The sequence below is a fragment of the Paenibacillus sp. JCM 10914 genome (genome assembly GCF_001315105.1).
Classification (GTDB): domain Bacteria; phylum Bacillota; class Bacilli; order Paenibacillales; family Paenibacillaceae; genus Paenibacillus_AQ.
On the sequence record NZ_BAZR01000002.1, the window covers coordinates 361077 to 385472 of the forward strand.

Here is a 24396-nt window from a genome sequence, read left to right on the forward strand (position 1 = left end):
CAATTATGAATCAGGGAGGTGATGAATGACTTGCTAGATTCACCTCATCCTGTGCCGGGTGTCAAGCACCAAGAGCGCGAGGATGTATAGCATGAAGATGTGAGGATTTTGTAATGTAAACGCTTTATTTTTGATTAGGCTATCCCATGGAGACCTGGAGAATTGGGAACTTGAGAATGGTACAACAAATCATTTCTAGGAGGTTTTCCATTGTCTAAGATCGTCTTAAATCGCTTTCTGATGTATTTCTTGATTCTTTGCATCGTTGCATCCGGTTCGCTTACCGTGGGCCTTGATCAAGCGTCAGCGCAAACAACGAAAGCACAGCCATTGGTACCCGAATTATTAATTACCGAGCTTGTACCTGATTCCACGAATGTAGGCACGGCCGATGGATATGAATTTATTGAGGTATACAACAATACCGATCAAGAGATCGATTTCAGCAATTATAAAATTCGCTACCGCTATCTCGAGAGCGATACGCTGTGGGCGCATGTTCCGGATAAGGTAACGATTCCATCCGGAGAGACGCTCGTATTCTGGATTATTAACGCCCAGAACGCGAAATCGACGATTGACGATTTCAATGGCAATTACGGCACGAATCTGACCGAGAATACGCAAGTTGTCAAAATATTCTCCGGCGGCATGTCCAACTCGCGTATGAGGGAGCTGCTGATCGTAACGAATACCGGGCAGCCTGTTGTGTCGGCCTTTTATAATGACGGGGAAGTTCAAAACGGTGAGGATCTCGGAATCTTCTACAAGTATCCCGAGAACGGCAGTATCAAGATGCAGCGTATCTCTTATCTGCAACATAAGGCAACACCAGGTTCATTAGCACATTCTATCGTACCTGATTCACCGGTACATATTGATACCTCGCAAGAGCCGACCGTTATCAATTGGACGGATACAACGAGCATTGCTCCTGGTGAAAATTTGGAGATTTCCGCACAAGCTCATGATCAGCGCAGGGTGACTACGCTGGAGCTCTCCTATCGAACGGATGGACAAGGCGATTATCAAACGGCACAGCTCGTAGGCGATGAACAACAAGGATATCGCTATACCATCCCTTACTTGGAGCTGCTCGGTAAGAAGGAACTGGAATATTTCTTTACCGTGTCCAATACGTTCAATGAGGTTGAGAGCGAGAAATATACCGTTGATCTGACAGGCGACGGCTCATCCATACGGCTGAATGTGGAGGAGCAGCAGACGGTCAGCGGAGTCACGTATCTTCGGGGTGCGGCCGATGGCGCCGTCCCGGCGGACCTGCAAATGACGGTAGCTGGTCAACCGGTTCAAGGAACGCCTGCGCTGGAATATGCCGCTTACTTCCTGTTTGAAGCGGACGGTATCGACGATGGCATTAACACGGTCACCGTCGGGAATGACATCCTGTACCAAACCGAGCCGAATATTGACGGGTATCAGACGATCGTGGCACCGATAGATCCGCAGTGGCTGACAGCAGGTCCTAACACAATCACGCTGCGTGCCGGCGACAATGACAAAACCTATTTTGACCACGATAAGCCGACCGGCAATCTGGACGACTTCAATGCCCGTAACATAAGACTGCTGCTTGGTGATGGAACGGTGATCACCGATCCGAACAACAATAACCCGTCCCAAATCTATGATCTTGGTGACGACGGACGCTTTTTGCCATTCGTGCCGTTCACCTTCGCAATTCCTGCCGACAAGTTGAACGCGGTCTCTTACGGCTGGGATACGGCGGGACTGGCCGACGGTCCGTATACGATCTCCTTGACGGCGGATAATCAGCCTGAGGTATCCGTTGAGGTACTGGTAGATAACAACGGACCTGAGATCGATATATCGCTGGAAGATGGAAGGACGTACAGGGACAACATCGTAATCAACGTCACTGCGCTTGATGCCGTATCAGACGTTGAGAACGTAACGGTGAACTTGGACGGCAAGCCGATTGCTGTGCCATTCCACACTTCTTCCGCAGAGCTTACCCCTGGTGAGCATAAACTAGAAGTGACGGCCGTCGATACACACGGAAACCGTTCGGAGAGAACGGTTGCGTTCCATACACCGGAGGAGCATCCGAACGCCCCTGTTCTCGTATCGCCAACTGATCGCGATTCCTTGAGTGGCCTGACCGCCGAGTTGAAGGTTCAGGTTAGCGATCCGACGGATGATCCGCTGGAGGTATCCTTCCATCAGGCCTACATGTATAACGCTCTAAGCATGAGCATGTGAGGATATACAAGAATGCAACGGATCAGGAACCGCCCAAGGAGCAGACGCCTGCGGGCGAGACGGAACTGACGAAAGAAGAACGGGTCTCCATCGCCGAATCGAATGATCAATATGTAACGGTGGATTCAACCAATCAGTTTCCCTATATTCGCTTCGAAGTAGAGCTCCAACATCAGGTTGAGCCAGGCGATCAGATCGAAGTGAATTGGGAAGGGCACACGCTTGAAGGACGCAAGGTAACGATGTATGGTTTTAATCATGCCACGAACCAGTGGACGGCGATCGCGAATCATATCGCGAAGTCGGAAGATGATTTTACGCTGGCTGGAGAATTGGCTGTTGACGATTATGTCCGTAACGGACAAGTGGACGTCATTGTACAGGATGAAATTCCTACACGCGACAAATATGACTACACGTTTGCCTGGGTATCGGATACGCAGTTCTTGACGGAACTTTATCCACACATTCAACAGCAGCAGTTCGACTGGATCGTGGATTCCATCGATGAGATGAACATCAAATATCTGTTCCATACCGGTGATATCGTGAATGATCCGACCGCGGAGTATCAATGGAAACGGGCGGATGAATACATGAAGTTGCTGGAGAATGCGAACCTCCCGCATGGCGTGCTGGCCGGTAATCATGATGTGGGAAGTTACGACTGGGATTATACGACCTACAGTCAATATTTCGGAGAAGCCCGTTATATGAATCAACCATATTACGGAGGATCATATAAAGATAACCGCGGTCATTATGACTTGATCTCGGTTGAAGGTAATGACTTTATAATGATGTACATGGGATGGGGCATTGAAGATGAGGATATTGCCTGGATGAACGAAGTGCTGGCCGAACATCCGGACCGGATTGCCTTCCTCAGTTTCCATGATTATATGCTGGCTAACGGCAATCGCTCTGCGATCGGCAATAAGCTGTTCGAACAGGTCGTTGTTCCGAACCCGAACGTGGTAGCCGTCCTTAGCGGTCACTACACAGGAGCAAGTCTCAAACAGGATAACCTGGACGATAACGGGGACGGAACGCCGGATCGGACGGTCTATCAGATGCTTGCCGATTATCAAGGGCATGCAGAAGGCGGCATGGGCTTTATGAGATTGCTGCATATAGATCAAGATCATAATCAGATTTATGTGAATACGTACTCGCCGTATAAGGACGAATATAACTATTATAAAGATGGTCGTGACGAATTTATCATCAATCTGGATCTGGAGCCACACGTCAAGCGAGTCGCAACGGATACCATCCAGGTGAATCATCTGAGGGCTGCAACGATTGGCGATATACAACAAGTGGCCAGCGGTTCCGAAGCGACGCAGTCATGGAGTGATCTTCAGCCTAACTCGGCCTATGCTTGGTATGCTATTGCCGAGGATGCATTCGGCGGAAGAACGGTGTCGGACGTCTGGACGTTCACAACCAATGAGCAGGGAGATTTAGCTGCTCCAACGAATCTAACGGCGTTAGAGGTGTCTTCAACGTCCGTGAAGCTTGGATGGGACCCGGTTAACACTGAACCAGGACAATCGATCCAGTATCATGTCTATCAAGATGGTGCACGAATGGCATCCGTAACGGATTCCGTATATGATGCGGGCGAGCTAACACCGGATACGAGATACGAGTTCTATGTCACCGCTGAGGATGAGCAAGGTCATGAGTCAGCGCCAAGCGAAGTAGTTGAGGTATATACCGCTGCGGAAGTGGACCCTGATGCACCCGTTTGGGGGACTGGCGAGTTAACAGCGGCCGATATATCAACGAATCAGGTAACGTTGGAATGGCCTGAAGCTGCTTCCAATGCTGGCGTGGAAGGGTACCGCATCTATATGAACCAGGGAACGGAGCCTGTGATTACTGTCACGAACGACGTATACACCCACAGCGTGACGGGTCTAGATCAGGGAACCCGGTATCATTTTACGGTCAAGGCTTATAATAAGGCAGGCGAGAGTGCCGGACTGCATAAGACGATAACGACTGCCATCGATCGCAGCGAGTTGACGGCGTTGATTGAAGCTGCACAGCAGAAATTGGATTCTACGAGGGAAGGGAACGCGCCTGGAGAGTATCCTGCTGTCGCAAGGACCCAGTTCCGTTCAGCGATTGCACTTGCGGTCTCTGTAGCGAATCAAGCCGATGCGACAGCGGATGAGGTCGAGTCCGCCCAACTGGCATTGGAAGCGGCCATACGAACGTATGCGGCATCTGTCATGCCGTATCCGGTAGATCCTCCGTCAACGAATCCGCCAGCGATGGAGACGGATTTCCGTTCGGGCAACGCCGGCTTGAAATCGCTGGAGATTGTCATTGATGGCGTCATTGCCGCCTTGACTCCGGCATTCAGCGAACAAATAACGAGTTATCGATTGGCTACGGAATCGTCATCGATTAAGTTGAGGTTCGACGTAGCACATAACGGAGCGAAGGTCATGCTGGGTAATGAGGTGCTGAATCCGGATCGTGAAATCGCTTTGAAGGAAGGCGATAACGTCCTTGAACTGGTCATCATCGCCGAGAACGGCAACAAGAAGAGTTATACGTTAACGATTCATCGTAAAGCAAAGGAAGATACGGAAGGGCAGAAGCCTGAGCCGCAACCCGTACCGGAGCTGGAGGACATCAAGGGACATTGGGCTACAACCGCCATTGAAGAGGCACTTACGCTCGGTATCGTGAATGGCTATCCGGACGGTTCATTTAAGCCGGATCGGAGCGTGACGCGTGCCGAATTTATCGTCATGATGGCCAAGGCGCTGCAAGGAACAGCGATGAATGAGCTTTCATCAGACTTCAGCGACTCTGAAACGGTCGGTGCTTGGGCGAAGAATGCGTTGCAGTGGGCTTTGGATGAAGGGATCGTGAATGGCTATCACGATAACAGCCTCAGACCGAATCTTGTGGTTAACCGGGCAGAGATGGCCGTCATGATCGTGAGATATTTGGGATTAACCAGTCTTCAGAGTGAGACTGGGTTCCGCGATCAAGACCAGATTCCAGCTTGGGCATCGAAGGAAATAACAGCGGCCGCCGAGAACGGGATTGTAAACGGACGTTCGGGCAATCGATTCGCACCTTCGGAAGTTACGACACGGGCCGAAGCGGTCATGGTCATTCTTCGTATGCTAGAGCAAGTACAGAAGTAATGTAAGGCGAGTTTGAAACAGGCACCCGCTTAAAGCTCATGCTTTAGGGGGTGCCTGTCTTATGTCAATACATCGGCCAGCCCTGGGCTTCCCAGTTCAGGTCATTGATCAGCTTTTGTTCGTCCATATTGTTATATCCGTTTCGAAAATCGTATTAGAACGAAATCAAACCCATTGTCCCGCACGGAATACCGGTTCAACCGTCCCGTCGGGTAGTTCTCCATCAATATCCAGTTCGGCGGAGCCCATCATGAAATCGACATGGGTCAAACTTACATTCGCGCCCTTAGCGAGCAGTTCTTCCTTGCTCATCTTAGTGCCGCCCTCGATGTTGACCGGATAGGCGCTGCCCAGTGCAAAGTGACACGAAGCGTTCTCATCGATCCCGGTGTTGTAGAACACCCGATTCAGCTGAGAAATGGGGGAGTTGTGCGGAACGAGTGCCATTTCTCCGAGATAAGAAGCGCCTTCGTCGGTTTCAAGCAGCGTGGTCATATGCTCTCTGCCGGATTCGGCATCGTACTCGGTGACCTTACCGTCCTTGAATGTCAGCTTCAAGCCTTCAACCAGTCGTCCATTCAGGTTTAACGGCAGCGTGCTCGTCACGGTTCCGTTAACGCCGGTACGGTGCGGCATCGTATAAATCTCTTCGGTTGGCATATTGGCTACAAAATATACGCCTGATTCGTTCTCATCACCGCCGCCAAGCCATTGATAACCCTCAGGCATCTCGACGCGCAGATCCGTACCCGGAGCACGATAATGGAAACTCTTGTAGCGTTTCGCATTCATGGCGTGCTGGCGCTGCTTCAATTCGCTGATATGATCGCGCCATGCGGCCACAGGATCATCGCTGTGGACACGGGTCATCTGGAAGACGGCTTCCCACATTGCCGGCACCCGTTCTTCTTCCGGCAGGTCGGCATATACCTTGTTCGCCCATGCCCGGGTCGGAGCTTTGATAAGCGACCAACTGATCTTGTTGTTGCGTACATAGACTTGATATTTCTCATTAGCCACCGCCGCTGCTCTCACCGCCGTCGATACTTTGGTTGAATCAATGCCGCGGAACAGTTCCGGGTCAGGTACCTTAATCCGCAGGATGGCGCCGCCGCCTTCAGCGAGCTGCTGCATCGTATCGGCTTGCCATTGCGGGTAATAGCCGAAGGAGTCGTCCGGAGCTTTCTCGTATCGAATGCGGGTAACGGCTTCGTCTTCCCAGTCGACTTGCACGTATTTGGCACCGGCATCATAAGCCTTGGCGACGATGTGACGTGTTAACGCTACGGTTTCAATAGGAGCATTGACGAGCAGAACTTGGCCCGGTTGTATGTTAACGCCAACCTTGACAACGAGCTCTGCGTATTTCTCCAGATTTTTCTCGAAATTGTCCATATGTAGCTTTCCTCCATTTCAGATGTACATCTTATTCTATCATGTTCAGTTGCGACACTGCATACGAGAATACCCGGAGGTCTGTTGGAGGAAGAAAAAGGAGCTGTCCGATCTCGGATTAACCGCCTCGGCAGCCCCTTGCTCTTAACTCTTAATCGCGCCTGCGGCGATGTCCGAGATGAACTGTTTGCTAATGAACAGGAACATCACGATCAATGGAATCACCGCGAGTAAAGTTCCGGCTATGACCATGGAATAATCCGTGGTATAGATTCCGTTCAAGGACGAGAGAGCGACCTGAAGCGTAAACTTGCTCTCGTCGTTTAGAATAATGAGCGGCCACAGATAGTCGTTCCAGACTCCGATAAAGGTAAAAGCCGCCAGGAACGATAGTGCGGGGCGCAGAATCGGCAGCGATATGTTCCAGTACAGCCGGAAGAAGCCGCAACCGTCGATTTTGCCGGCATCCAGAAGTTCGGACGGCACGGATTCCGAGGCGTATTGACGAATCCAGAAGATGCCGAAAGCGTTCACCATGCCCGGTATAATGAGCGCTTTGAACGTGCCAACCCAACCGAACTGGGCCATGATGACAAAGGAAGGAACCAGCGAGAGTTGGGCCGGGGCCATCATCGTGGCCAGGAGCAGCACGAACAGCCATTTTCTACCCGGGAATTGGAACTTCGCAAACGTAAATCCGGCCAAGGAGTCGAAGAACAATACCAGAATCGTTACGGCCGAAGCGACAAACAGCGTGTTCCAGAAAGCACCAAAGAAATCGATGCTGCTTAGTACCCGTGAGATATTATCGAATAGGTGCGGTCCAAACCACAATTTTGGCGGATAACTGTAAATATCGGACGTGGTGCGGGTGGCCATGACCATAAGCCAGTAGAAGGGGAAAATCGACAGGAGCAGTCCGGCGATTAACCCAAAATGCAGCAGAATGGATTTCCATTTGAACATACGATTCACCCCTAATCAGTCTTTGGCTGGATTGCCTTGTACCATTCTCCAGTTCACGATGGAAAAGAGCGCGATCAACACGAACATGCCCCAACCGACAGCCGCACCATAACCAAAATAATTGTTCACGAAGGCTTCGCGATATAAATACAGCACGACGGTTAGCCCACCGCCGCTTACGCCGCCGTCATTGCCTACCAATACTTGCGGTTCCGTAAATATTTGCAGGCCGCCGATGGTAGATGTAATGACCGTAAACAAAATGATTGGCCGCAGGTTCGGAATCGTGATTTTGAAGAAGGACTGAATACCAGAGGCTCCGTCGATCTTGGCCGCCTCATAGAGCACAGTGGGAATGCTCTGAAGTCCTGCCAAATAGATGATGGCGTTATATCCGGCCCAGCGCCAGATCACCATGACAGAGATCGCGAGTTGAATCCCCCAGGTTTTGTTTAACCATTCCACGGAGTTCAGCCCGATCAGGTTCAATACATAATTCAGCAGTCCGTAATTGTTCGAGAACACAGTGCCGAATACGATGGCAACCGCAACGAGCGACGTGACGTTTGGCAGGAAATAACCGATGCGGAAGAAGGTGCGAAACCGGACGAAGGAAGCGTTGAGCAGGAAAGCAACGACGAGCGCAATGAACAGCATCGGGATCGTAGAGTAGATCCAGATTAACAGCGTGTTGCCAACCGATTTCCAAAACTCTGGATCGGTAAGCATGAATTGATAATTGTTCAGTCCGTTAAAGGTCATCTCGCCGATTCCGTCCCATTTCTGGAACGAAAGAAACATTGAGAATGCAATCGGGAACAAGCCAAACACCGCAAACAAAATATAGAACGGGGATATCGCCAAATATTCTTTGCGGTGTTTCCAGATCTGTGCTGTCAAACGTTCTTTGGACTTTTGGCGTTTCGGTAAGGGAGCTTTCTCTGTCGGTGTGTGATTCAGCATCGGATTACCCATGGTACAACAACCTCCTGTTTACCGTTGTTAAGTACATGATTGATGGAATGCTTAAGAATCTTCTTTAGTTACCGCAGCAGTTCTTTCTTGGATCTGGCAAGTGCATCTGCCCAAGCACGGTCCGGATTTTTCCCTTGTAAGCCTACTGATGTCAGCTCGCGTCCAACAATCCCGTTTATGTTGGCGTATTTGTCGCCGAAGAAGACAGATTTGACGTTCTGCGCCGATTCCGAGAAGACCTCACCGGTTGCTTGATTGCCGAAGAAGGGCTCTTCCTGTTTCATGATGGGTGTATCCAGAGACTTGGTCGCAGAAGGGAAGAGGTTGATATTAGTAAACGCTTCAACCTGATTGTCTGGATTCTGGATCCACGAAATGACATCAAATGCTTCTTGGGGATATTGACTATTATTCATAATGGCTAAGAAGGAGCCGCCATTATTCCCATCACCGCCAGGAGCCCTGGCTGTACGCCATTTGCCTTCCGTATCGGGTGCGGCATCCATCAGGATTTCCTTCATCCATACGGCACCGACGAAGGAGGCGACCCTTCCGTTGTTCATCGCGGCATTCCATTCGGAGGAGGAAGTTGTCACATTAGCGCTCAGTTTCATTTCCGCAGCTTTGACAGCGGTGTCCCAGGCGGGTTTCATGGACGAGTTCGGGTCTTCCCCGATAAACGTACCGTCTTCGTTGAAGTAGATGTGCTCGGATTGGGCGATATATTGGGTGTAGATGTTATTGATGTTGTCCAGCATTTTTACCTGGTCATTGAAGTGTTCCTGGAGCTGTTGCCCTGCTTCAAAATACTGGTCCCAGGTACCCATCTGCTCATGCACAGCCTCCGGATCAGTAGGAAGACCGGCTTCCTCGAATAAATCCGCCCGGTAGTAGAGAGCCGTCGGACCGGTATCGATCGGTAATGCCACCATGACGCCATCAGGGGATACGCCCAGATTCCATTTCCAATCCAGGTAGTCTGGTTGAATTTCTTCAGCTCCCAGATCATATAGATCGTAGAAATGCTCGGAGCTGTTGAACAGTTCCGCGACCCAATCATTAATGGCTACAATATCGGGTCCGCCAGAGCCAGCCGCCAGCGTCGTCTTGATCTTGGATCTGAAATCGCCACCAATCTTCTGGGCATTAATGCGGATGCCGGGGAACTGCTGCTCGGCCGCTTTGATTACTCCATCATCCAAGCTTCGATTCCAGTACCAGAGTGTAAGCGTTTTCGTCTTTTCCGTTGACGAAGGACCCGCACACCCGCTAATTACCATAATCAGAACCAGTAATCCCAAGCTAATCATCCTGTGCGTGTTCACGATTGTCAGCCTCCTAACATGGTGAATGTCGGTCAAACGTAATCTTATTTACTTACCAAGCACTTGTTACAAATATATGATTCAATTTACAAACCATTGACTATAAAATGAAACATTCACTTGTGAAGTAAATATTGACATATGAGACTTCAAACCTAATTTGAATTCAGTTATTATGGAGAGATACGAATGATTTGGCAAAAAAATTAATGGCTGAGGGGGCATTCACGATGAACACTTACCGAGAATTGCGTACACCTGTGCTGACCGGTCATCTTCGTGAAGATGTGTTTCGTTTTTTAAATGATCATCAGTGTCCGAAGACAGCAGATCACGTACTGAGGGTAGGCGATGAAGCGCGAAGAATCGCCACGCTCTATAGCGCAAATCCAACGGCAGCACAATTTGCAGGTTACCTGCATGATATAAGCGCTGTCTTCCCCAGTCATACTCGAGTGGAGGTAGCTCGCGAGATTGGAATCGATGTACTCCCGGAGGAAGAACAATTTCCGATGATTATTCACCAGAAGATATCGCAATTCATGGCGGAGGATCTATTCGGGATTACGGATACGGAAATATTGCATGCGATAGGCTGCCATACTACCTTGAGAGGGAATTCATCACGGTTGGACCGGGTGGTCTTCGTCGCCGACAAGATCGAATGGGATCAAGTTGGGTGCCCGCCATATTTAAAAACTATACAGGATCAATTACATAAATCGCTTGAACATGCCGCTTTTGCGTATCTTCAATATCTCTGGGATAGACGCGACTCACTAAGGGTTATCCATCCATGGCTGGCAGATGCATATTATGACTTAAAGGATATGCTGAGTCGAGATGAAAGGAGGCAAGGGTATGATAACGAGGATAGCATTAATCTCTGATATCCATGGCAATATTCCGGCGCTGCGGGCCGTATTGGAAGACATTAAGCGGCGTGGGGTGGACACCATCTATTGTCTGGGCGATCTGGCCGGTAAAGGCCCGGATGGGCATGTCGCGGTGGATCTGGTTCGAACGCATTGCCAGCAAGTCGTTCGTGGCAATTGGGATGATTTCATTGGCAAGGATACAACCGATACCGCGCTGCGATGGCAGCAGCAGAGGCTGGGCGGGGAGCGGCTGCAATATTTAGGCAACCTTCCCTATACGATTGAATTCGTGATGAGTGGCAAGCGCATTCGATTATTCCATGCATCGCCTCGCAGCGTATATGAGCGGATACAGCCTTGGGACGAGAAGGAGAAGCAGGCAACGCTCTTTCACGGCTCTGCTCTTTGCGCAAGCGAATACGTGGCGGATGTGGTTGGTTACGGGGACATTCATAATGCCTATATTCAACACCTGGATGGCAAAACGCTATTTAATACCGGCAGCGTCGGTAACCCGCTCGAACTGCCGGAAGCCTCATATGTCATATTAGAGGGGTACTACGAAAGCAAGGAGCCTGGACCGTTTACTATACAATTCATACGGGTTCCCTACGACAATGAACAAGCCGTTCAGGATGCAATTCAATCGGGCATGCCGTATCCAGATACGTATGTGCTGGAGATCAGAACAGGGAAGTATCAAGGTAAGAAATAGGAAACCCCACGATTGATCGGCATCATGCTAATCATTCGCAGGGTTGCTATGGTCGATTATTGTTCGTTCTCAGCATGTTGATCTGCATTCGGTTGCTGTTCGAACACCTCAGCTGCTTCCTCAGCAGAGAATTCGGTTTCGAATTTCCCTGGAACCGGCATTTGATTCAGCTTCGTGGTCTGAACCTCCGCTTTTGTCGGTTGGTTGTGGTCTGATTTGCTCATGATGGCACCTCCTTTATCAAGAAACGACAAAGTTATTCTGCCAAGAATGTCCTGTTTTTATGCAAAATACCAGCATTTGATCTGCTTCGACTGGATCAAATGCTGTTTTTCTTATCGTTACGTATTCAACGGGACTCGGGTAGTCTGCTATCATAGAAGAAGTATATTTTTTATAAAGAAGGATTGTTTCTGTTTATATACAAGAATGGAGTGATTGGCATGCATAAGTCCTATTCGTTCTATCCGCTGGGTGACTCCGCGGTTCTTGTTCAATTAGCCGAGAAGGTAAGCCTGTCTGTACACCGGCAAATCATTCGCCTTGTTCGGCAGCTCGCTCAGTACCCTTTTCCCGGATTTATTGAGTGTATCCCTTCATATACGACCGTTGCCGTCTATTATGATCTGGAGCAGGTCGGTCCAGCGGAGGGCTTCGATACGAGATATGCTTATATCTGTTCCTTACTGGAACCACTGCTGGAACAAGACGATTCCGAGAAGATGATGCCCGGCAACAGTGCCGAGATTATCGATGTTCCTGTGTGTTACGGCCAGGAATTTGGACCCGATCTGGGCTACGTGGCGGATTGGAATAAGCTGTCGGTGGAGGACGTTATTCGCATTCATACGGAGCAGGATTACCTGATCTATGCGATCGGATTCGCCCCGGGCTTCCCCTATATGGGAGGAATGTCAGAACTTATAGCTACGCCGAGAAAAGAAACTCCCCGACTGCAAGTTGCTTCAGGCTCGGTAGGTATTGCAGGGACACAGACCGGCATCTATCCAATTGAAACGCCAGGAGGATGGCAGATTATCGGCCGCACGCCGCTATCTTTGTTCCGAACGGATCATCGCCCTCCGACGTTATTGCAGGGAGGGCAATATATCCGCTTTCGTTCCATCGGCCGTGCGGAATACGAACGCTTAAAGGATGTGAGTAGATGAGCCTAAAGATTCTAAAACCGGGGATGCTCGCTACGATCCAGGATTTGGGCAGGTACGCGTATGGCAAGTACGGGATTATTGCGGCAGGCGCAATGGATGCTACGCGTGCCAAGTCGCAAATTGGCTGGTCGGTAACGAAACTGACGCGGCCGTGCTTGAGATTACATGGTCCGGTTTGGCGCTGGAGATTCAGACGACGATGTGGCTGTCCATTACCGGGGGAGATTTATCGCCGAGAGTAAATGGAAGCAAACTGCCGATGTGGCGTCCTGTACGCGTTAAGGCCGGAAGCGTCTTGAGCTTTCAGATGCCGATTACAGGATGTCGCGCTTATCTGGCGATATCTGGTGGGTTTCAGGTTGATCCAGTCATGGATAGTTATAGTACATACATTAGGGCTGGTATCGGCGGTTACGAAGGCAGACCGCTCCAGAAGGGGGATGTCCTACATACACGTCCATCCAATCTACCTTTAAACCCAAATGAAGACAGCCGTCTTGATGATGGCGATTATTATGCGGTACCGTGGTCGGTCTCCGCTGAGGATTATGCACTGCACAAGGAGCAACGGAGGGTGCGGGTGCTGAGAGGGCGCCAATTTGAGGATTTTGACAACCAGAGTCAGCAGCACTGGCTCGGCCAAGCTTACCAAGTTACACCGCAGTCGGATCGGATGGGCTACCGTTTATCTGGTTCACCTTTGCAGTTGATTAGCGCCAAGGAATATATATCCGAACCGGTATCGCTTGGAACCGTGCAGGTTCCTGCCGATGGGCAGCCGATCATTCTGATGGCAGATCGACAGACGCTGGGAGGTTACCCCAAAATCGCGCAGGTGATCTCAGTGGATATTCCACGTATTGCACAGATTCCGCCTGGCGGCAGGCTGTTATTCGAGGAAGTAACATTAAGCGAAGCGGAATCATTATATTGTCGTCGCAGCCGGGAGATGCGTGTCATGGAGTATATGATCAGGCTTAAATTGAAGGAGGAAACAGGATGGTTGTCGTCGATCTGAACTGCGACATGGGAGAGAGTTTTGGGAATTACGCGATAGGCTCCGATACCGAGTTGCTGGGCTTCATAACATCCGCGAATATTGCCTGCGGCTATCATGCCGGAGACCCTGCCGTGATGCGCACAACTGTTCAAGCAGCAATGGCAAGCGGCGCGGCAGTCGGCGCACACCCGGGACTGCCTGACCTTGCAGGTTTCGGCAGAAGGAAGATGGAAATTACGCCACAGGAAGCGCACGATATGGTTACCTACCAGATCGGAGCATTGATGGCGTTCGTTCAACAGGAAGGTGGTACACTGCATCATGTTAAGCCCCATGGCGCTCTGTATAACATGGCAGCCGTATCAAGACCGCTGGCAGATGCGATCGTCGCGGCTGTGCAACGAATCAATCCAGCGCTGATTCTATACGGGTTAGCGGGAAGTGAATTGATTATAGCGGGTGAAGCGGCCGGACTCTGCACGGCCAGCGAAGTATTCGCGGATCGAACGTATCAAGACGATGGGACGTTAACACCAAGACAGCTTCCGGGTGCGGTAATAACCGATTTGGAGCAATCGCTAAACCAAGTATTGCGCATGGTGAGAGACAAGACTGTGATTACGCTATCCGGTTCAATCATTCCGATTACAGCGGACACGATCTGCATTCACGGGGACGGTGCACACGCCTCTGTGTTTGCAAAGACGTTACGTATCCGGTTAGAGCATGAAGGGGTGCTTGTCCGCGCCATGTCTTGATAAAAAGATATAGGAGATGTGAACATGAAAAAAATACTGGTATCCGGTTTTGAACCCTTCGGTGGCAGCTCCATTAATCCGACCGAGCGTTTGATTCATGACATTGCAGAATATTCCTTTCATGAAGCGATGATAAGGACGATCCTGCTCCCCGTTAACTATGATGAATGCGCGAAGATCCTGTTGCAAGAGATGAAGGAGTATCGGCCAGATGCTGTGATTGCTTGCGGAGTTGCAGTTGGGAGAACGGCGATTACGCCGGAGCGGATCGCGATCAACGTAAAAGATGTACCGACCGAGTCAACCGTTGCCGATAATCGTGGCGCAAGACCACAGGATGAACCGATCGATTCGAAGGGGCCGGACGGAATATTCTCGTCCTTGCCGATCCGCGCCATGGTCAACCGGTTAAAGGAAGCGGGAATCCCGGCAACCATATCCAATACAGCGGGTACGTATATATGCAATAATACGATGTATGCTTTATTAAATGAGATACGCAGCGAGCAATTAAGCTCATTAGGCGGCTTTGTACATTTTCCTGCTTCTACGGAGATGGCGCTGGACAAGCCGACCGTGCCCACGCTATCGCATGAAATCATGCTGAAGGCACTGCACATCATGATCCAGACCACCCTTGATGAATTGAGATAATCCGATCGAAACCCCCGTCATTTCTGAGAAATTGACGGGGGTTCTTATATTTCATCGGAGGGATACGGAGTTCTTAGTCGACTTCATCCTCAATAACCGGAATGCAAGGAGAGAGGAAGGGATCAGGCTGCTCCGTTAGTTGACCGCGTGCCAGCACCATGACCCGGAATTCGTTATCGAGACCTTGGGCATTCTCATCATCTCTCGTGTAGAGGAGCCCGTATGAGCCTGGTGCGATCCGGGCGATCAATTGATACAACGAGGCGATCTCATCGGCCTCAGCGCCTTTGCGATTCGTGAAGGCGCCCACGTGCAGATAGTATGATCCATTCACTGCATTTAATGATAATAAACCGCTGCCCCAGTTGAATTCCGTAATCTTAAGCTGAATTTTCTGAATGATTGTATCCAGTTGCCCTGCATCAACTTCAGCAGGACTCTCCTGAATCGTGGCCCAGCCGTGAAATTCATACATGAATGCTCACTCCTCGTCGTTATAATGGATCGGTATCGATATGGACGTCTATTCCATATCTTTGGCTGTATTCATGTAATTTGTCAATGACCGATTGGGCAGGCTCCCCTTCAAAATGGTAATACACCTTTTTGCCGGTCTGCTCGGCAGCTTCAAATGTTGCCTTCATCTGGTCGCGAACTTTCTTGTTCACCTGCTGCAGGGCAGGCTTGGTCTGTGCGATGTATTCATGCTTATGGCGTCAAATTCACGGCCGATTGGATCGGAATCAAACTTCATTCTGGATTCGCCACCAACCGTTCGGCAAGCGAGTCCGCAGCGGCATCCGGTTTGTTCACCTTCTGCAGCTCTCCGGAATATCGCGGGATTTCTTGTGGTGTGCTGCCGGAGTCATCTGACTTCTCATCGCCTTGCTTATTGTCATTGGGTCGTTCCTCGTCCGGTTTTTTCGCATTCGGTTGAGCAGTATTTGGCTCATCCGGTTTATGTGTTGATGGGGTATCCGGTTCACGGCGTGATTTCCAGCCGATTTTCTCGGAGAGGGAATTCAGCCACTTTCTAGCTTGCGGCCCCAACTTCCTAGATAGCCAGTCGAATCCTTTGCCTATCGGAATGCGGCTAAGCAGGACAGCAACTACGACAGCGGCCGCGTTCTGAGGCGATAAGAGTTTCTTCGGGTTCCGAATATATCCGGCGATTTCATGTCCACCGCCGGCGATGCCCGCTCCGGTCAGTGCAATGCCTAGTGCCGGCCAGAAGCTGACGAAGAGCAGGGATAAGGCGAAGGCACCGATAACAAGGCCAGCTTGTTCCCAGCCGCTCAGACGATCCCACCAATTCTGAAGGGAGTCGAAGAGGCAGGCGAAACAAGAAGCGTCGTTTGCCAGCATCCTGGTGTTCAAGTTGGATAATAACGCGGCAGCCAGGAGCAGAAAGCCGATAGCACCCAGAATTGCGATGCGTCTTCGTACCTTCTCCTGAACATGTTCCCTTTGAGTAGCGGCTTCCTGGTTCCCATACAGGATCGAGTAGCCCAGCTCGCGCCGATCGCGATAAAAAACGATGAGGTCAATCAAACGTTTACGGTCTGTAAACAGTTTGGTTATCATGTGCCATAGTTCCGTCATCGGATTTATGATGGTTTCGCCTCGAAGAAAGGGCAGCCGTTCACGGACACGGTGCAGATCCAGTAGTCCTTGAGCAAGCCTGCCATGAGCAGCAGAAGGAAGAAACCTTCGGTTCGATAGCCCTCGCCGGTCCATTCATGTATGGTCAGGATCCAGTCTGGCAGGCGATTCTGACCATTCCAGGCAGCATGATTGAGGATCGCCCAGCATAACAATAGTGCGGGGAAGACGTAGACCCAGCGAGTGAGACAGCTGGTGTAACGGTAAGCGATGCCGAATCCGAGTGCTATCATGGCACTATGTACAGGATGAGTTACGTTCATCATGGTCGGAATGAAACTTTCTTCGAAGTAACCCGGGAATAGATCGAACAATTCCCAATGCAGCGTCTTGCCCCCAAGAAAAGAAACTCCGTAATGGCTCTGAGTCAAGCGCCTCGATAACTCTTCTGCGAATTGAAATCCAATACCCGGTGCAGCGCCCAGCAGAACATAATCACTTAGGCTGAGCGAAGTAGCTCTTCTGGAAAAGAATAAGAATAGTGCAAGTGGAAGTAGTTTATAAACTTCTTCGATAATGGGCGTCATAACGGCAAAAGACCAGGTGTCGGTTGTTTGTCCACCAAATATCAAATGAAGTCCTTGCATCGTCCAGTTGGTTAGGGGAATGACCACAAGCACACCGGACAGGACAAACAGGCTGACCTGTTTCCAGGTCACCGTCTTGCTTGGCACAGGAACCAGAATTGCAACACCACGTAAAGGGACCACATATATTGCAAGAGCATCGTACGCGATTCTTTGACCAGCATGAGACTTATCACAAGCACGACAAGGGACAGCCAGGAAAATAGATGATAGGTCTTGACGATAAATGGATATTTCTCGATCCATGCGCTCCATACACGATGCACGCTTTCGAACGCGTCCCTGGTTCTCGTTCGAATGATCTTCATTGAAGATAAAATGGTTTTCGCCCCCTCACTGAATGCGCCTCGAAATACCAATCGAACACCATGGACAGTTTGCTATATATTTACACAAATGGTCTTGAAGAGAAACAATTTCTCGACCAGCATATGCGGCAACAGAGCAAGGTATAGCTTCTCAATATAAAAAAACTCCTCTAGTGTCCAGAAGAGAATATCCTGGAAACTCGAGGAGTTGTTGCGTCTTACTTATATTTAACCACGATGGCATTGCTGATTTGCCGGCCTGGTGTCGTGATGTAAGAGCCATTATAATACAGGCCGCTTGATGCCCCGCCATCGAGGTTCATCGCTTGATATGCACCGGCTTGTTTCATTATTTCAGCCAGCTGAGGAATGGTTGCCCCTCCGGTCGTTAACAATATCAGCTTGTGATCCTTCGTAATCCCGAGTGCGCTTCGCGCGCCACCGCCTGTCAGAATCTTCGGATCTTTGAATCCTTCCTTCTTCACGTCCAAGGTCACTTTGCCATCCGTCAGTAATCGCGGACCGGCTTGCAGGGCCCCGCTCATACGTCCTGAATCGTACACCGCCTTGAAATCAAGCCCTGGTATCATCGAAGCCAGATTGTTGTGATCGTACGTGAAGATGGTTCGATTATCGCCTGAAGCTTTATGGAGAATATTTCCTTGGCTAATAAGATAACCATAGGGTGCTTTATAAGCCCCGGAGGTATAAGCGTCAAAGAATGTCCCGTTAATCGCAACTACCGCATTGCTTCGTTTGGCCATGCTGCGCAGATCTTCGACTTTGCCAGCTTTGTTGCCCGCCAGAACAACGTCAAGATTAACTTTGGGGTGAAGAAGCGAAACCGTTACGACGTTCGCTTGAAAAGAGCGAGACCCCACCTTAAACGTTTTGCGCTGAGAGGTAACGGGATTCGAATTACTCGGTATGAACTTCCCGGACAGAACGGGAAGCGTGTGTATGCTCGTACCGTCCGTCAGACTCACGGTTGCGCGGTTCGAGCCCCAGCTTGACTTGAACCCCAGGTATTGTTGAATGAACTGAAGAGGGACGTACGTACTGCCGTTTTCGGAGAAAGGCGCAGCTTTAAGGTTACTTTTTTGCCATCTACGTAAGCAGTTCGACTACCTAAGTTGAGGGTAAGCTGTGTATTCTCGCTGGAAATATCAAGCTTCTTCTCTGATGCTTTATAAGAGACCTTTACACCATCATAAGTCTTGAGTAGTCCTACCGGAATGAAGGAATGGCTGTTCTTATCCACATAGGCCATCATTTTGGGTGTGGCGGCAGATGCAGCATAATGCGGTGTCATCAGCGTGAACATAAGGATGACGGTGAGTGCAATGATTCGTTTCATGTTTCTTTCAAACTCCTTTGTTATGTATCTATTTTCCATTTCTTATGCCCCTTCTATATCGGCTGAACAGGACTATTTATTTAGGACTAAAGTCCGTGGATTAGAAAATCTGCTGTTAGAATCCTCGGAGAGTCTATTGACATATTACTCATTCTCTTATATGGTTAATTACATGAGTAACTAACCAATTATGCAATGAAGGTCATAAATGAAAGTGGTGACAAGTAAATGGCATTTCAGATTGATGACAGCAGGCCGATATTCATGCAGATCGCGGATAAGATAGAGGACGATATCATTGAAGGACGATTGCCGGAAGAGTCTCAGGTGCCGTCAACGAATCAGTTCGCAGCCTTTTACCAGATCAATCCGGCAACCGCAGCAAAGGGCGTGAATCTGCTGGTTGATCAAGGGATTCTGTATAAGAAGCGGGGGATTGGAATGTTTGTAGCGACTGGCGCTCAGCATGTGCTAATGGAGAAGCGGAAGACGGAGTTTTACGAACAATATGTTGTAACGATGGTGAAGGAAGCGGCTAAGCTTGGGATTACGAAGGATCAGTTATCGGAAATGATCCGCAGAGGGGAGCAGGGGTAATGAGCCAACCGGTTATTGAAGTCATAAATTTAACGAAGAGATATCATGATGCTACGGCCGTCGATCAGGTAAGCTTCCGAATTGAAGCAGATAAAATCTATGGGCTGCTTGGCAGGAACGGAGCAGGGAAAACTTCAATCATGCAGATGATCACTTCGCAGTTATTTGCAACGAGTGGAGAGATCCGGGTATTCGGTGAATCTCCTTATGAGAATTTAAACGTGATCGAAAGGATTTGTTTCATTAAGGAAGGTCAGAAATACTCGGATTTGTTTACGGTTCAAGATGTGATGATTGTAGCTTCCAAAGTGTATGCGAATTGGGATCAGGCCTATGCGGAACAGTTGATTGGGTTGTTCCGATTGCCAAGCAAACGCCTTGTTAAGCGACTGTCCAGAGGGATGTTATCCTCTGTCGGTATCGTTGTAGGCTTGGCCAGCCGGGCACCACTCACGATTTTTGATGAGCCTTATCTTGGACTTGACGCTGTTGCCAGAGAGATGTTCTACGATCTATTGATCGAGGACTACACCGAGCATCCGCGCACCATCATATTGTCCACGCATTTGATCGATGAAGTCAGCCGATTGTTGGAGCATATTATCGTGATCGATGATGGACGAATTCTGCTGGATACGGATACGGATGAATTGCGGGGACGTACGCATAACGTAATCGGGCATCAATCTGCAGTGGAATCGTTCATACAAGGCCGAGATGTTATTCATCAGGAAGCTTTGGGTTCAACGATTTCGGCTATGGTCATGGGAGGATCGGAAACCTCGATCAAACGTGAGGCTGAGCAAGCCGGCCTGGAAACAGCACCTGTATCTCTTCAACAGCTCATTGTTCAATTAACGAAAAACAGAAAGGTGGGGAACCGCTGATGAAAGGAATATCCAATGTACTGCAGATTCATCTAAGACAGAAGCTGACATGGTTCTATTTGCCATGGGCCGTCGTGTTATTCAGCTTTATGATCAACATGCTGGTGAGTGCATTGATTGGTGATGGGGCTTTCTATACGGGTGGTCTTATAACGATATTCGTCTTCATGTTTGTTACGGCGATGACGACGACGATACAGCTATTCCCGTTCTCCATCGGATTCAGTATTCGCCGAAGTGACTTTTTTGCAGGCACGTTAATTTTTATAATGTTGATCAGTATGATCACAGCGATTATCCTGTTGCTGCTTGGAGGTATTGAAGTCTGGACCGGGGCATGGGGCGACAGTATTTACTTCTTCCATCTGCCGTATCTCCATGATGGTCCTATACTGATTCAGTTTCTTATGTATGTCATTCTGCTCACCTCGATTTCACTGATTGGCGTGGGGATCGGGAGCTTCTTCTTGAGATTTAGGGGAATTCGAACGTTTATCATGCTTGCTGTCGTTGCTGTCATGTTGTCCGCACTCGCCTTAATCGCAACGAGTGGCGGCTGGTGGAAAGCGATATTCGATTGGTTTGCCGATAATACAGCGTTTCAACTGTCGCTTTGGTTCATTCCAATATCATTTGTAATTGCGATCTGTTCACGCCAGTTTTTGCGTAAAGCTACGGTATAACTAGGTAAAACGAACGCAGATCGTCTGGATTTAATCAGACGATCTGTGTTTTTTACGTTGTCGCTGGTTTTCTTTGCTGTCAGCCAAAGTGGTTCCTTGAAGATAGGATAGGAGGGGGTGCTTGGGGGTGCCGATTTGCTGGGAAGTATAGATGCCCGAATGCCCGGAGAACAGATAGCTGATGATGCAAGCCATGAACATATATAAGGCACCCTCCCCACCGAATAACTCTATTCCCATGATGAAGCACGCGATCGGCGTATTGGTCGCACCGCAAAATACAGCAATGAATCCTAAAGCGGCCAGGAAGGGAGCCCCCAACGAAATCCAATCGGCTAACGCGTTCCCAAGCGTGGCCCCGATGGTGAACAATGGAGTCACTTCGCCGCCTTGAAAGCCAGCCCCTAAGGTGAGTGAGGTGAACAGGATTTTCCCCAAGAAAGCCAGTGGCGAGACTTCGCCAGTGAAGGATTGTTCAATCAAGGGCAGACCAAGCCCTAAGTAATCACGCGTTCCCAGGAGGTATACAAGCCCGATGATGATCATACCGCCGGCAGCACTCTTTATCATCGGATTTTTGAACAAGTAACTGTACCACCGCTTCAAGGAATGGGTGAGCTCGCTGAACAATCGACTGGTCAAGCCAAACAGAATGGAAGCCAAGATGATCTTAAGCACCAACGTCAGGCTAAGTGGCGGAATAGGTCCAATGGAGTAATGCAGGTGGCTGACTCCCCATAGAGATGTCGCTGTAATATTCCCGACCAAACTTGCAATGAATGCTGGTATTAAAGCCTGATGCGAGATTAGGCCGATGGCAAGAACCTCGAGTCCAAACAGCGTTCCCGCCAGTGGTGTACCGAATATGGAGCCAAAACCACCGCTGATGCCGCAGATCAGTAAAATTTTGCGATCTAGCGGCGTCACGCGAATGAGCTTGCCGAACCACTCCGATAAACTTCCGCCCATTTGAACGGCTGTCCCTTCACGCCCCGCAGATCCCCCGAATAGATGCGTGATCAATGTTCCCGCAAGTACCAGGGGTGTCATTCGCAGTGGAATGGCTTCGGTGCCGCCATGGATCTGATCCAGAATGAGGTTGTTGCCTTTGGAACTATTCTTGCCCATTTTATAATAGAGGTAACTGACGGCTGCACCCCCGAGCGGAAGCAAGAACAACAGCCAGGGGGTGCTTACACGCAGGGTGGTTACATAATTCAGACTATGGAGAAACAAAGCAGATGCACTGCCCGTCATGATCCCGACGATGCCCCCTAGAGCGATCCATTTGAGGAAGTAACCACCGAGCAGAGCAATCGGCCATCTTTCAGCAATATTCAGCCATTTCGTTCTCATCATTCGTTCACCCATTTCTGTTCATTCGCCGCTAACCTATATGTACACAAACAGACTCCTACCAGGGTAGCGACCTCTGGTAGGAGTCATTAGCTGCAAACAGCGGTTATGGCGAACTCCATCGCCTCATTTGATTGATATCATTGTAGTGGAAAGGATGCCCAGACGTCAAGGGCTGAAGGAATATGCACTACCCTTCAAGCATGACCGCCGTATCCATCAACGTATGTTCGGAGCCAACATTGCCTGGGAAAATGACATAGTACAGGCCGGGAAACTTGCTCTCCTCACCGGTGATCCATACCGGAATTCCTGGTTGAATCTGCCCTGCTACCGTTGCCCGCTTCACGCGTAGTCCCTTGGTGCCGATATCGCTTGAGGTAATCCCGCCTTTGGCGATGATATATCTCGGTCTGGCCTGTAATCGCTGTACAATGCTGGTAACCGCGTCCGAGATCTTCACCGATTGTTTCAGTTCTTCTTCCTTCATGCCTTCACCTAGATCCAAGCGTTCTCTTCTTGTATAGACTGTAACGGTCTTGCCAGCGGCAATACCGGTTTCCGTCTCTGTAATAACACGGTCAACTTCCGCTTGGAAAGCCTTGTCGTCGGTTACGAGGTGAACATTGAATTCAATGAAGGTGATGAAGTCGCATGTCATGAGCTGTTCAAGCTGCTCGGTTGTCTTTTTCACATGAGAACCGACCAGAATAAGCCCGCCGCTTCCGGATTGTCCGCCGACAACTTCCTCTTTACTGAGAAGAGGTCTATCCGTGACGCCGCCAATGACTTTGGTGAAGGTCGCTGCGGTTCGGAACAGAAACTGCTTGCCTTGTTTCATTGCCTTGACCAGCGCGATCGCAAATATTTTGACGTCCACGTCATCCGCTGCGTTCACGACCACTTTATTAAAATCGTTAACCTGCATTAACTGAGCGACAATTCCTTCAATATTCAGAGCGCGAAGGCTATCGAGCGTAATGTAGGTCGTGTCCGATGCTTTGAACGTTCCTTCGGATTTCTCTTCCACCCATTTTCCTAAGTCGGATTGGGTGTAGCCGAACGTTCGATCACGGGCGAACTCCGTTTCTCCCGCAGGCACGAGCTCTTCGCCGTATTGCACATAGTGAGTGTTATCGATCGTGAAGCGACCTCCCGCCTTGAAGAAAGGCAGGATGACTTCACCGTCGTAAGCGGCGCCGAATTCGTCCTCCAGGGTACGCTTTAACGTCTCCGTCTCGAGCGGGTAGTGACCGCGAAGGGTGGAGTCACCGCGACTGACAATGAGATAAGGCTTGTTATTCATCGCCATGGAGGCTTCGGCAGCGTGACGGGCGATTTCGCGATGGACCGCTTCGGTTTCACTGGCGATCAGGCCGCGTGAATTCGTCAGGATGAAGAACATCGATTGTTCCTCAGCGAATCCTTGCTTCATGGTATCGAGTGACCAATCGGTATAGACCGAGATATCATGTACGGTTTGCACGCCGGTTGGATCATCGTCGAGTACGATGATTTTATGATCGAAGCTTCGTAATTCTTCTTGTAGTTTAAGTTCAACCTCATTGCTGTCTACAGCAGGCAGTCGATCAAATACGTCTCTCGCCAATCTTTTTCCAGTATCCATTAGGTTTCAACACCTTTATCTGTATAGTAACTATTTATCTATTAATGATTGTGAATTTGAAGCAATTATAAATTTGC

General features: G+C 49.6%; 24 protein-coding genes, 1 pseudogene and 1 riboswitch. Of the genes and pseudogenes, 12 read left to right on the forward strand and 13 right to left on the reverse strand.

Annotation, left to right across the window (positions count from 1 at the left end):
• Positions 1 to 210 precede the first annotated feature (210 nt).
• Both JCM10914_RS29725 and JCM10914_RS29730 read left to right on the forward strand, forming a co-directional pair.
• Positions 211 to 2244 (forward strand): lamin tail domain-containing protein, encoded by a 2034-nt coding sequence (locus JCM10914_RS29725; RefSeq protein ID WP_023958124.1) that lies wholly within the window; start codon positions 211 to 213, stop codon positions 2242 to 2244.
• Positions 2241 to 5420: an S-layer homology domain-containing protein gene (locus tag JCM10914_RS29730; protein ID WP_023958126.1), complete on the forward strand. Its 3180-nt coding sequence runs from the start codon at positions 2241 to 2243 to the stop codon at positions 5418 to 5420. The genes JCM10914_RS29725 and JCM10914_RS29730 overlap by 4 nt, the downstream gene beginning before the upstream one ends.
• A gap of 165 nt (positions 5421 to 5585) precedes the next feature.
• On the opposite strand, the gene JCM10914_RS04980 is transcribed toward JCM10914_RS29730, so the two are convergent.
• The 4 genes from JCM10914_RS04980 to JCM10914_RS04995 form a co-directional block, all read right to left on the reverse strand.
• Positions 5586 to 6815: an aminopeptidase gene (locus tag JCM10914_RS04980; RefSeq protein WP_023958128.1), complete on the reverse strand. Its 1230-nt coding sequence runs from the start codon at positions 6813 to 6815 to the stop codon at positions 5586 to 5588.
• A 144-nt stretch (positions 6816 to 6959) separates the two neighbouring features.
• A complete protein-coding gene (locus JCM10914_RS04985) occupies positions 6960 to 7781 on the reverse strand; it encodes a carbohydrate ABC transporter permease (RefSeq protein ID WP_023958130.1) in 822 nt (273 codons plus the stop codon).
• A 15-nt stretch (positions 7782 to 7796) separates the two neighbouring features.
• Positions 7797 to 8756, reverse strand: coding sequence for a carbohydrate ABC transporter permease (locus JCM10914_RS04990; RefSeq protein WP_023958132.1), 960 nt, complete (start codon positions 8754 to 8756; stop codon positions 7797 to 7799).
• 68 nt (positions 8757 to 8824) lie between these two features.
• Positions 8825 to 10081 carry an ABC transporter substrate-binding protein gene (locus JCM10914_RS04995; protein ID WP_023958134.1) on the reverse strand — a complete coding sequence of 419 codons (1257 nt, stop codon included), beginning with the start codon at positions 10079 to 10081 and terminating at the stop codon, positions 8825 to 8827.
• Positions 10082 to 10311: 230 nt separating this feature from the next.
• On the opposite strand from JCM10914_RS04995, the gene yqeK reads away from it, so the two are divergent.
• Positions 10312 to 10971: a bis(5'-nucleosyl)-tetraphosphatase (symmetrical) YqeK gene (gene yqeK, locus JCM10914_RS05000; protein WP_023958136.1), complete on the forward strand. Its 660-nt coding sequence runs from the start codon at positions 10312 to 10314 to the stop codon at positions 10969 to 10971.
• Positions 10946 to 11674 carry a metallophosphoesterase gene (locus tag JCM10914_RS05005; RefSeq protein ID WP_036717095.1) on the forward strand — a complete coding sequence of 243 codons (729 nt, stop codon included), beginning with the start codon at positions 10946 to 10948 and terminating at the stop codon, positions 11672 to 11674. The genes yqeK and JCM10914_RS05005 overlap by 26 nt, the downstream gene beginning before the upstream one ends.
• 56 nt (positions 11675 to 11730) lie before the next feature.
• Here the strand turns inward: JCM10914_RS05005 and JCM10914_RS29185 are convergent, their stop codons facing one another.
• Positions 11731 to 11898: a hypothetical protein gene (locus JCM10914_RS29185; RefSeq protein WP_023958140.1), complete on the reverse strand. Its 168-nt coding sequence runs from the start codon at positions 11896 to 11898 to the stop codon at positions 11731 to 11733.
• Positions 11899 to 12117: 219 nt separating this feature from the next.
• Between JCM10914_RS29185 and pxpB the strand changes: the two genes are divergently transcribed.
• From pxpB to JCM10914_RS05025, 5 genes are read left to right on the forward strand one after another with little or no spacing between them, the layout of a single operon-like run.
• Positions 12118 to 12843: a 5-oxoprolinase subunit PxpB gene (gene pxpB / locus JCM10914_RS05010; RefSeq protein WP_023958142.1), complete on the forward strand. Its 726-nt coding sequence runs from the start codon at positions 12118 to 12120 to the stop codon at positions 12841 to 12843.
• Positions 12840 to 13085, forward strand: coding sequence for a hypothetical protein (locus JCM10914_RS29735; RefSeq protein ID WP_231638493.1), 246 nt, complete (start codon positions 12840 to 12842; stop codon positions 13083 to 13085). The genes pxpB and JCM10914_RS29735 overlap by 4 nt, the downstream gene beginning before the upstream one ends.
• A complete protein-coding gene (locus JCM10914_RS05015) occupies positions 12995 to 13861 on the forward strand; it encodes a biotin-dependent carboxyltransferase family protein (RefSeq protein WP_023958144.1) in 867 nt (288 codons plus the stop codon). Before JCM10914_RS29735 ends, JCM10914_RS05015 begins: the two co-directional genes overlap by 91 nt.
• A complete protein-coding gene (locus JCM10914_RS05020; protein ID WP_023958146.1) occupies positions 13843 to 14601 on the forward strand; it encodes a LamB/YcsF family protein in 759 nt (252 codons plus the stop codon). Before JCM10914_RS05015 ends, JCM10914_RS05020 begins: the two co-directional genes overlap by 19 nt.
• A gap of 24 nt (positions 14602 to 14625) precedes the next feature.
• The gene (locus JCM10914_RS05025; RefSeq protein WP_023958148.1) at positions 14626 to 15255 is read left to right on the forward strand and encodes a pyroglutamyl-peptidase I; all 630 of its coding nucleotides are present in this window, start codon (positions 14626 to 14628) and stop codon (positions 15253 to 15255) included.
• Positions 15256 to 15328: 73 nt separating this feature from the next.
• Here JCM10914_RS05025 and JCM10914_RS05030 read toward each other — a convergent pair whose 3' ends face one another.
• The 6 genes and pseudogenes from JCM10914_RS05030 to JCM10914_RS05040 all read right to left on the reverse strand — a co-directional run bounded on the left by JCM10914_RS05030 (position 15329) and on the right by JCM10914_RS05040 (position 19169).
• Positions 15329 to 15730, reverse strand: a complete 402-nt coding sequence (locus JCM10914_RS05030) for an immunity 7 family protein (protein ID WP_023958150.1) — start codon at positions 15728 to 15730, stop codon at positions 15329 to 15331.
• Between the two features lie 19 nt (positions 15731 to 15749).
• Positions 15750 to 15923 carry a restriction endonuclease fold toxin gene (locus tag JCM10914_RS29740; protein WP_023958152.1) on the reverse strand — a complete coding sequence of 58 codons (174 nt, stop codon included), beginning with the start codon at positions 15921 to 15923 and terminating at the stop codon, positions 15750 to 15752.
• Positions 15924 to 16005: 82 nt separating this feature from the next.
• Positions 16006 to 16839 (reverse strand): hypothetical protein, encoded by an 834-nt coding sequence (locus JCM10914_RS29745; RefSeq protein WP_023958154.1) that lies wholly within the window; start codon positions 16837 to 16839, stop codon positions 16006 to 16008.
• A gap of 23 nt (positions 16840 to 16862) precedes the next feature.
• Entirely contained in the window at positions 16863 to 17576 is a 714-nt protein-coding gene (locus JCM10914_RS29750) for a PrsW family glutamic-type intramembrane protease (protein WP_023958156.1), read from the reverse strand.
• Positions 17573 to 17770, reverse strand: coding sequence for a hypothetical protein (locus JCM10914_RS29755; RefSeq protein ID WP_023958158.1), 198 nt, complete (start codon positions 17768 to 17770; stop codon positions 17573 to 17575). Before JCM10914_RS29755 ends, JCM10914_RS29750 begins: the two co-directional genes overlap by 4 nt.
• Positions 17771 to 18030: 260 nt before the next feature.
• Positions 18031 to 19169: pseudogene (locus JCM10914_RS05040) on the reverse strand (phosphodiester glycosidase family protein).
• Between the two features lie 228 nt (positions 19170 to 19397).
• On the opposite strand from JCM10914_RS05040, the gene JCM10914_RS05045 reads away from it, so the two are divergent.
• From JCM10914_RS05045 to JCM10914_RS05055, 3 genes are read left to right on the forward strand one after another with little or no spacing between them, the layout of a single operon-like run.
• Complete coding sequence (locus tag JCM10914_RS05045; RefSeq protein WP_036716998.1) at positions 19398 to 19766, forward strand: GntR family transcriptional regulator; 369 nt, start codon at positions 19398 to 19400, stop codon at positions 19764 to 19766.
• Entirely contained in the window at positions 19766 to 20653 is an 888-nt protein-coding gene (locus JCM10914_RS05050; RefSeq protein ID WP_023958166.1) for an ABC transporter ATP-binding protein, read from the forward strand. Before JCM10914_RS05045 ends, JCM10914_RS05050 begins: the two co-directional genes overlap by 1 nt.
• Positions 20653 to 21336, forward strand: coding sequence for a hypothetical protein (locus tag JCM10914_RS05055; RefSeq protein WP_023958168.1), 684 nt, complete (start codon positions 20653 to 20655; stop codon positions 21334 to 21336). The genes JCM10914_RS05050 and JCM10914_RS05055 overlap by 1 nt, the downstream gene beginning before the upstream one ends.
• 30 nt (positions 21337 to 21366) lie before the next feature.
• On the opposite strand, the gene JCM10914_RS05060 is transcribed toward JCM10914_RS05055, so the two are convergent.
• Both JCM10914_RS05060 and JCM10914_RS05065 read right to left on the reverse strand, forming a co-directional pair.
• Positions 21367 to 22692, reverse strand: coding sequence for a voltage-gated chloride channel family protein (locus tag JCM10914_RS05060; protein WP_081739733.1), 1326 nt, complete (start codon positions 22690 to 22692; stop codon positions 21367 to 21369).
• 73 nt (positions 22693 to 22765) lie between these two features.
• A riboswitch (Fluoride riboswitch) is annotated at positions 22766 to 22827 on the reverse strand.
• A 55-nt stretch (positions 22828 to 22882) separates the two neighbouring features.
• Positions 22883 to 24319: a four-carbon acid sugar kinase family protein gene (locus JCM10914_RS05065; protein ID WP_023958172.1), complete on the reverse strand. Its 1437-nt coding sequence runs from the start codon at positions 24317 to 24319 to the stop codon at positions 22883 to 22885.
• Positions 24320 to 24396 lie beyond the last annotated feature (77 nt).